The following is a 9,108-nucleotide window of genomic DNA, read 5'->3' as shown; positions in this document are numbered from 1 at the left end:
ACTACGTTACGCTCAGTATGACATAAGTCCAAATTTCACCCGTTTGCAGTATAACGACTTTGCATCATTCCCTGCTCTTCTACAAGCCAGGGATGTAAGCTAGTCAAGAACGATATACCCTGGAGAAGTAACTGATACGCTCTTTTACAGGCAATATTATTTTTATCGAGGAGAATTGGGCTTTTTTCAGAACCGGACTTTGTACAACTCGAACAATTCTCCTAATTGTCGCTTAACGACTTTAGCACCCGCAGCTTTAATTGTTTTTTCCCATTCAGCTACGGTTTCTAGAAATACTTCTGCACCTAAATAAGTTTCTAAAACTGCCCAATCTTCTGCTAAAGGCTGTTCTGAATTCAGGATGTCAAATACAAAATGTCCATCTGGTTTCAATACCCGTTTGACTTCTAGTAATACAAGATGCCAATATTCTAGGGGAAAATAACAACTAAATCCCGTCGCAATGACTAAATCAAACTGATCTGAAGCATAGTTTAAATGATGAGATGCACCTAATTCCACACCTTTAAAAAGTTTTGAGTTCAATTGGGAACCACGGGAATTGAGAGTATCTCTGGCGATGTTACTGATTTCTTGTCCATGAAAAAATGCTTGCCAATCTCGCCAAGGATAGATTAAAAAACTGACACCGCAACCAATATCTAAGCAGTGTTGATTTTTTTGAGGTTGAGCAATTTCCCAAAAAGGCGATACTATCCTATTACCTAATAAGCCAGTATTCCATTCCCGAAATATTGGCATTGCTTGTACTTCTTCCGGTACTTCAAAGGGTTGATTTTGATATTGTCGATTGAAGCGATATGCTATTTGTGCTATTCTCTCTTGCCATTTATCTGATGGATTAGTATTAGTTGTGTAAGGTTTTGAAGATGAATTTTTAGACATTAATTATTTTGGTAATGGGTAATTGGTAATTGGTAATGGGTAATTGGTAATTGGTAATGGGTAATTGGTAATGGGTAATTGGTAATTGGTAATTGGTAATTGGTAATGGGTAATTGGTAATTGGTAATTGGTAATTGGTAATTGGTAATTGGTAATTGGTAATTGGTAGTTGGTAATTTTCTTCCTTCTGATTCCTCATTTAAGCTTTCGCTAATAGGGGTGCAGCTGCTAGGAGGGTTTTGGTGTAGGGGTGTTGGGGATTGGAGAAAATTTCTTTGGTGATGCCCAGTTCAACTATTTTACCGCTATTCATGACGGCGATGCGATCGCACAAAAATCTGGCTAACCACAAATCATGGGTGATGAATAGGTAAGTTAGCTCAAATTCGTCTTTCAGTTGCAACATCAAATCTAGAACTTGTGTCTGCACACTAGCGTCTAACATACTTACGGGTTCGTCGCATATGATTAATTTAGGACGAGTAATTAAAGCTCGTGCGATCGCTACCCGTTGTTGTTGTCCTCCTGATAAATCAGCGGGATAACGCTGATAATAAATTTCTGCTGGGGATAATCCTACTTTATCTAACATCCATAACACCTGTTCTTTGGCTGCTCCAGTACTAGCTAGATTGTGAATTAATAAAGGATCAGCAATACTTTGTCCTACCGTCATGGCTGGATTTAAACAAGCATGAGGATCTTGAAACATCATTTGTATTTCTCTCCGGGAAGAACGAATTTCTTGGCGTGACAAATTAGTTAATTCTTTGCCTAAAAATTCAACTTTCCCCGATGTAGGCGGAATTAATTGTAAAATGGTTCTAGAAAGTGTACTTTTACCACAACCAGATTCACCAACTAATCCTAATATCTCCCCTGGATATAGTTCTAAATTAATCCCATCTACAGCTTTAATTGTTTGACCTTCTCCTTTAAATAGGCGTTCAATAAAGTTAGGTTCAATGGTATAATATTGTTTGAGTTCTGTGATTTTTAAAATCGGTGATAATATAGGTTTTTCCTGGTTTGCTGTTCCCTGTTCTGCCTGAATATGTAAAGCTGCTTCGAGGAGAGATTGGGTATATTCGTGTTGGGGTTGTTTAAATACAGTTTCTGTTTTCCCCATTTCTACCATTTTACCTTGATACATAACACCGATGCGATCGCAATATTCACCCACCATTGCTAAATCATGGGAAATCAGCAATAATCCCATATTCTCTTCACCACACAATCGGGTTAATTCTTGTAAAATTTGGGCGGAAACAGTAACATCTAGGCTAGTTGTAGGTTCATCAGCCACAATTAGTTTAGGATTGAGAAGCAGCGCCAGTGCGATCGCAACCCGTTGACGCATTCCCCCGCTAAACTCATGGGGATACTGACTCCAGCGACTAGCAGGAATTTTCACTTTCTCTAAAGTTGCCAGTGCTTTTTCCTTGGCTTGCTGTTTTGATAACTCTGGTAAATGAGCCTGGAGTGTTTCAATACAATGATTACCAATGGTCATCAACGGATCAAGTCGCGTCATTGGATCTTGAAAAATCAGTGCGATAGACTCTCCGCGAAACTTTCGCATCTGGTTTAGTGTTAAATCTAATACTGATTGTCCCTGAAAATTTACTCCTCCCTCAATACGACTAGAAGAGGGTAGCAAACGCATAACCGCCCTGCCAATGGTGGATTTACCACAACCAGACTCTCCCACCAAACCCATTGTTTCACCAGGTTGGAGGATAAAAGATACATCATCAACCGCCCAACTTGCTTCTTCCCCACTACGTTGCGGATAAGCTACACGCAGATTTTCAATACTAAATAAGACTTCATTCATAAATTAATTATTAGCCTGGCGCTATCAGCTTTTATTAAATCGTAAATTTAAGATAGTTTATCAGATTTGGTAAAAGTACAAAATATGTGAAGGCGTATTGCAATACGCTCTTACTGACCTACTTTTTAGACTATCTGTTTGATAGGAAGTTGAATGATAAACTCTGTTCCTTTTCCACGTTGAGAAATACAATTTATTTTACCACCATGTTTTTCTGTAATTATTTGATAGCTGATAGACATTCCTAACCCTGTCCCTTTACCAACATTTTTTGTTGTAAAGAATGGATTAAAAATCTTATTTTTTACCTCTTCAGAAATACCAGTACCATTATCAGCAATAGTAATTTGTATTAATCGTGAATCAACTAACGAAGTGCTGATAGTAATTTGGCTAGGATTTGCTTGTATTTGCTCATAATTTCGCGTAGTATCGACTTCATCTAGAGCATCAATCGCGTTAGAAAGAATATTCATAAATACCTGATTAAGTTGTCCAGGATAGCATTCTAACAGAGGCAAATCACCATATTGTTTGATGACTTGAATTGCTGGATGGTCATATTTTTCTTTCAGAGAATGTTGTAGAATTAACAATGTGCTATCAATACCTTCATGAATATCTACTACTTTGAAATCTGCTTCATCTATCCTTGAAAAGTTGCGAAGAGATAAGACAATATTGCGAATACGTTCAGCACCCATTTTCAGAGAAGCAAGTATTTTCGGTAAATCTTCCTGGATAAACTCTATATCAATTTCTTTAGCCTTAATTTCAATTTCATCAATTGGATCAGGATAGTTCTGCTGGTAAAGTTGTACAAATTCCAGCATATTTTTAGCATATTCATCAACATGAATGAGATTACCAAAGATAAAATTAACTGGATTATTGATTTCGTGGGCGATACCTGCAACCATTTGTCCCAATGCGGACATTTTTGCACTTTGCACCATTTGGACTTGAGTGTGTTGTAGTTCCTCTAAAAGCTGTTGCAAGTCAGTATTTTTTGCACTCAGTTCTTGGGTTCTTTCCTCAATCTTTTGTTCAAGTGTTTCTTTATCAGCTACAAGTGCAGTATGAGCGATCTGTTGCTGCTGTAATAGTTCCTTAACAGAATTAATAAGTTGATTAAAAGAGTTAGCTAAAACACCTATTTCATCATGACGCTCAATGGTAGCTTGTAAATCGAAATTAGATTCTTCAGTGGATCTGCGGGCTATATTTGTCAGAGATTGAATAGGTTTTGCGATCGCACGACTGGTAAAAATTGCCAATATAATCGAGATAGCCATAGATAATCCAATACTGCTAATCACGATTCCCTGAGCAATATTGTTTGACTGCACTAACATCTCTTCTGCTTGATGGGATATCTCGTATGATTTCTTAATTATTTCTACCAGATTATCTGATATACCATCATATTTGAGTGCTAAATCGCCATTTGTAAATTGTAGTAATATTGTTTGAGCTTGAGCAAATTCTGTGGGTGACTCCAGATTTAACAAGCTAATTTGCCGCATTCGGCTATCTAGTTCTTTTAAGTAAAGTTCTGGAACACCAGCATGAGTTTTCAATAATTTCAGTATTTCTGCTGTTGAATGTAAGTCATGATCTAACCGAGACTCATTCTCTATAAACTTCTTTAGTTCATCCCAAGATTGCTGGATTTCAGTTTGATGATGAATTAGATGAGCATATTCTTTCTGAGACTGTTTCGGGTTTGACAACAAAGGGATCAATTGTTGTTGTTGGGTACGTACTTGGAGAATACTAGCTTGCAAACGATGGAGCAATTCAACTTCGTTACGGGTGTGTTTTTCTTGCAGAAAAGCTTTTTTGTAATAATAACTACCAATACTAAAACCAGTAACTGTTCCAAAAACAGCAATACTCAGAATTAGGGCATATCCTAAACTAATCCGCTGACCTATTCCTAAAGATAGCAATCGGTATCTGAATCTGAATTTCGGCATACAATTTTCTGGTTTTGGAACGAATGACTGTTAAGTCTAGAGTTCCCATTCTGTCTATCGATCTAACACCAAATATCAGCTACATGAAATCACAAAACGTCAGAATTCAGGATATAGAATATTTGATATCCCAGGGAACAGAAGAGAAAAATATTCTTCTTTCTTCTTTCTCTTGACTCCTGACTCCTAAATTCTGCCATTATCTAATCTTCTGGTGCTTCTGGTTGCAGTATGGCATGGCAATATTGAATTAGAGTAGTAATGCGATCGCAGATAGTTTTCATTCTCGCCTGTGCTGTTGATGATTGCCTAGCACCTTGGAAAAACATCACATCTATTTCCAAAAGACGCAGTTGCTTACTCATCTCCGTTTGATAAGACTGTTCCCGCGAGTCTACATCAGACAAAGGCACAATTTGTTCAACAAACCATTGCTGCAAAACGGCCAGACGCTGCCTTAGTGTGGGGGCATCTAGTTGAGTTTTTGTAACATCAGAGGATAATTGCTCTAGGAATGTTGCGAATTCCTGATATTTCTTAAAATTCAAAGACATCCAGTGCTAGTTAAGATAGTATTAGTGTCAAGAAAATTTTCTTCTACAATAAACTTTTTTAAGGACTTAATCAAATCAACAGCCTCAATTCATGCTTTGAGGCTTTGTTTGCCATTAATCAATGTTTACCTTTATGCGTTTAAACACCCGCAATGGATGATGATCATAGGCAATTAGAGCATCATCCTCACATTGATTTTCCTACCCGTCTGTATGGTAACAGCATCTTCGTTATGGCGATGCTGTCATTTTCGTCTATATCTCACTTATCCACCAAAAACCTAATAATTTCTCTTGTATGAGCAGTTTACTTCTTGATTCCTCAGTAGATGTCAGTCTTCCTGAATGGCTTAAAAAATGTTTACGAGAAACATTTGTCAAAAGCAGCACAGCAGAAGATGACCGAGCGCGTAGTGATATTGATTTGATTTGTCAAGCCTTTAAATATGCCTATCAACTGCATGAAGGACAATACCGCAAATCTGGAGAAGCATACATTGCCCATCCAGTAGCTGTAGCTGGCCTGCTGCGAGATTTGGGAGGCAGTCCTGCTATGATAGCAGCTGGATTTCTTCATGATGTAGTTGAAGATACGGAAGTTACAATTGAACAAATAGAAGAACTTTTTGGGGCAGAAGTACGGCTATTAGTGGAAGGTGTCACCAAGCTTTCTAAAATCAATTTCACCAGCAAAACCGAAAGCCAAGCAGAAAACTTCCGGCGAATGTTTTTAGCCATGGCGCAGGATATTCGGGTAATTGTGGTGAAGTTGGCAGATCGTTTGCATAATATGCGAACCTTGCAATATATGTCAGAAGCAAGTCGTCGTCGTAGCGCCCAGGAAACGCGAGACATATTTGCACCTTTAGCCAATCGCTTGGGAATTTGGCGGATTAAATGGGAATTGGAGGATTTGGCGTTTAAATATTTGGAACCTGATGCTTTCCGGGAAATTCAGCAGCACGTTTCTGAAAAACGGACGGCGCGAGAAGAAAAATTGACTAAAACTACGAACGTCTTGCTAGAACGTTTGCAGCAAGCGGGAATTCAGTGTTTGGATATTAGTGGCCGCCCCAAACATCTTTATAGCATTTATCAAAAAATGCATCGGCAACAAAAAGAATTTCATGAAATTTACGATTTGGCTGCACTGCGAATAATTGTGCAAACCAATGAGGAATGTTATCGCGCTTTAGCTGTTGTTCATGATGCTTTTCGCCCCATTCCTGGCAGATTTAAGGATTACATCGGCTTGCCAAAACCCAACCGTTACCAGTCGTTGCATACTGGGGTAATTGGTTTAACTGGCCGTCCCTTGGAGGTACAAATTCGGACTGTGGATATGCATCATATTGCGGAATATGGGATTGCCGCACATTGGAAGTATAAAGAAACAGGCAGTTCTACTAATAACCAAGTGACGAATTCAGATGAGAAGTTTACTTGGTTGCGGCAATTATTAGAATGGCAAAGTGATTTAAAAGATGCTCAAGAATACTTAGATAGTGTTAAAGACAATTTATTTGAAGATGATGTTTATGTCTTCACTCCTAAGGGGGATGTCGTACCTCTAAGTCCTGGTTCTACGAGTATAGATTTTGCTTATCGAATTCATACAGAGGTGGGGAATCATTGTGCAGGTACGCGGGTGAATGGGCGCATGGTACCATTATCAACGCGACTACATAATGGGGATATTGTAGATGTGATTACGCAAAAAAATAGCCATCCCAGTTTAGATTGGTTAAATTTTGTCAGGACTTCGGCGGCGAAATATAGAATTAAACAATGGTACAAGCGATCGCGCCGGGAAGAAAATGTGGCGAGGGGAAGAGATTTATTAGAAAAGGAATTGGGTAAAACTGGTTTTGATAACTTGTTGAAATCTAACGCAATGCAAACTGTGGCTGAAAAGTGTAATTATCACAGCGTGGAGGATTTATTAGCGGGTTTAGGTTACGGTGAAATTACCTTGAACCTAGTGCTAAATCGCTGGCGAGAAGTGGTGAAAGCAGATCAACCAGTTGCTGATGTGATCCCATTTTTACCCAAGGAGTCATCATCAAAAACCGCACGAGAAACACAACCAACTACATCTCGTGCTAGTGATTCACCAATTCTTGGGGTGGAAGGCTTGGTTTATCATGTAGCTGGGTGTTGTACGCCGATTCCAGGTGAAGGGATTATTGGTGTGGTAACAAGAGGTCGGGGTATATCTATCCATCGCCAAGGCTGTCATAATGTGGAGAGTGTGGAGTGTGAACGCCTAGTACCAGTGAGATGGAACTCAGCGGTAGAAAATAGCGGTCGTCCTCACACTTACCCGATTGATATTCAAATTGAAACCCTTGACAGAGTGGGGATATTAAAAGATATTTTATCGCGGTTGAGTGACCAAGGCATAAATGTCCGTCATGCTAACGTGAAGACGGCTTTGGGACAACCAGCATTGATAGATTTAGGGATTGATATCCGCGATCGCTCCCAATTAGAACACCTGTTTGTGCAAATTAAAAAAATGAGTGATATTCTTAACATCCGCCGTGTTGGTCAAGTTGAAGAGTTACAGGGATAAGACGCGGAAAAGTCAGCAGGGGGGAGAAAAGAAAATGAATAATCTCCCTTTCCAGTGTACTGGAAGAAACCCCAGCAGTAGCTGATACTGGCTTTTTTGTAGCATTGTTGAATCGTTTGGATACATAGTGAGTAGCGCTTACGCATTCCCATATTAAATTTGTAAGGATTCAGCATACAGAATATTTGATATGGCAGGGAACAGAAGATAAAAATATTCTTCTTCCTTCTTCTTCTTCCTCCTCACTCCTGACTCCTGACTCCTGAATTCTTACTTAAATTTTTATTTTATAACAACCAATTTTCTAATTTAAGTTTTTCAATCCTTAATAAATCAGAATCATTAGAAACGAGAATTAAATCACGAACCATTGCTGTAGCTGCTATTAAAATGTCAGCATCTTGGATAGGAGTACCTTTGGCTTTTAATTTGGCATGAATTTCACAAGATTTTTCAATAATCTCCAAATCATCTAAAAATAATGTTTGATATTTTTGAAAAAAGATATGAAATTCGGACAATTGCTTGACAGCATTAATATATAAAAGTCCTCTTTTGATTTCATAATAGGTAATACAGCTAATAAATACCATTCCTCCTTGAATATTGACTTCTCGGAGTTTATTATCTACAGTTGCATTCTTTTTCAAAATGTAACTAACGATATTTGAGTCTAGTAAATAATTCACGATTTTATTTTCCTGATACTGATGCATCAAAAATCGCTATTTCTTCTGGTGTTAAATCGTTTAATGTCCCAGCAACAGCTTCTAATACAAGAATTTTATCAATTCTTCTTGTCAAATCATGTTCTTTAATTGCTCTCATTTCTTCTGGTGAAAATCTGCTGAATAATCCTATCAACATTTCAGTCATTTCATATTGATCTAATTTCACCATGTAGAAACTACTACCTTGAAATAGTTTATCTACTACATGGGAAATGCGTTCTGTTAGTTCTTGTTGATAATCAGTTAATTGTTCTTGCATAATGTTTACTCTCTTCGGATGTTGGAAAAATCTAATTATTATTTTATTATACCGTTCAATAAATTTACATTATGATTATGCCACAAGTTACGGATTATGCAGGTGATTACTAGGTCGCGCTGTACGCGATCGCATTCCCAACACCCCGAATAGCGATCACTACCTCAATCGCTGAAACAAGATCGGTGGATAAACGGGAAGTTGTTGGATTGATTAGACATCTCCGAAAACTGTCAAACTCCTACTATGAATACTTTTTGGAAAGCG

Annotated in this window: 8 protein-coding genes; 1 reads left to right on the top strand and 7 read right to left on the bottom strand. The window is 38.1% G+C overall.

Annotated elements, in window-relative coordinates; translation table 11 throughout:
- Positions 1–186: 186 nt before the first annotated feature.
- From VB713_RS13775 to patD, 5 genes are all read right to left on the bottom strand, one after another.
- The gene (locus VB713_RS13775; protein WP_323312088.1) at positions 187–906 is read right to left on the bottom strand and encodes a class I SAM-dependent methyltransferase; all 720 of its coding nucleotides are present in this window, start codon (positions 904–906) and stop codon (positions 187–189) included.
- Positions 899–1,105 carry a hypothetical protein gene (locus VB713_RS13770; protein WP_323312087.1) on the bottom strand — a complete coding sequence of 69 codons (207 nt, stop codon included), beginning with the start codon at positions 1,103–1,105 and terminating at the stop codon, positions 899–901. Before VB713_RS13770 ends, VB713_RS13775 begins: the two co-directional genes overlap by 8 nt.
- Positions 1,106–2,743, bottom strand: a complete 1,638-nt coding sequence (locus VB713_RS13765; RefSeq protein WP_323312086.1) for an ABC transporter ATP-binding protein — start codon at positions 2,741–2,743, stop codon at positions 1,106–1,108.
- A gap of 125 nt (positions 2,744–2,868) precedes the next feature.
- Positions 2,869–4,722, bottom strand: coding sequence for a sensor histidine kinase (locus VB713_RS13760; protein WP_323312085.1), 1,854 nt, complete (start codon positions 4,720–4,722; stop codon positions 2,869–2,871).
- Positions 4,723–4,925: 203 nt separating this feature from the next.
- Positions 4,926–5,276 carry a heterocyst frequency control protein PatD gene (patD, locus tag VB713_RS13755; RefSeq protein ID WP_323312084.1) on the bottom strand — a complete coding sequence of 117 codons (351 nt, stop codon included), beginning with the start codon at positions 5,274–5,276 and terminating at the stop codon, positions 4,926–4,928.
- A gap of 298 nt (positions 5,277–5,574) precedes the next feature.
- Here patD and VB713_RS13750 point away from each other — a divergent pair, with 298 nt between their 5' ends.
- Complete coding sequence (locus tag VB713_RS13750; protein ID WP_323312083.1) at positions 5,575–7,851, top strand: bifunctional (p)ppGpp synthetase/guanosine-3',5'-bis(diphosphate) 3'-pyrophosphohydrolase; 2,277 nt, start codon at positions 5,575–5,577, stop codon at positions 7,849–7,851.
- Positions 7,852–8,138: 287 nt separating this feature from the next.
- Here VB713_RS13750 and VB713_RS13745 read toward each other — a convergent pair whose 3' ends face one another.
- On the bottom strand, positions 8,139–8,540 hold the full coding sequence (locus VB713_RS13745) for a type II toxin-antitoxin system VapC family toxin (protein ID WP_323312082.1): 402 nt from the start codon (positions 8,538–8,540) through the stop codon (positions 8,139–8,141).
- Between the two features lie 4 nt (positions 8,541–8,544).
- Complete coding sequence (locus VB713_RS13740; protein ID WP_323312081.1) at positions 8,545–8,841, bottom strand: hypothetical protein; 297 nt, start codon at positions 8,839–8,841, stop codon at positions 8,545–8,547.
- Positions 8,842–9,108: the final 267 nt, after the last annotated feature.

This window comes from Anabaena cylindrica UHCC 0172 (assembly GCF_034931625.1).
Classification (GTDB): Bacteria; Cyanobacteriota; Cyanobacteriia; order Cyanobacteriales; family Nostocaceae; genus Anabaena; species Anabaena cylindrica_A.
This window is presented reverse-complemented; position numbering and strand designations above follow the sequence as displayed.

Coding starts and splice junctions, on each gene's coding strand:
- VB713_RS13775 (WP_323312088.1), bottom strand. CDS start 906: ATGTCTAAAAATTCATCTTCAAAACCTTACACAACTAATACTAATCCA.
- patD (WP_323312084.1), bottom strand. CDS start 5,276: ATGTCTTTGAATTTTAAGAAATATCAGGAATTCGCAACATTCCTAGAG.
- VB713_RS13740 (WP_323312081.1), bottom strand. CDS start 8,841: ATGCAAGAACAATTAACTGATTATCAACAAGAACTAACAGAACGCATT.
- VB713_RS13765 (WP_323312086.1), bottom strand. CDS start 2,743: ATGAATGAAGTCTTATTTAGTATTGAAAATCTGCGTGTAGCTTATCCG.
- VB713_RS13770 (WP_323312087.1), bottom strand. CDS start 1,105: ATGAGGAATCAGAAGGAAGAAAATTACCAACTACCAATTACCAATTAC.
- VB713_RS13750 (WP_323312083.1), top strand. CDS start 5,575: ATGAGCAGTTTACTTCTTGATTCCTCAGTAGATGTCAGTCTTCCTGAA.
- VB713_RS13760 (WP_323312085.1), bottom strand. CDS start 4,722: ATGCCGAAATTCAGATTCAGATACCGATTGCTATCTTTAGGAATAGGT.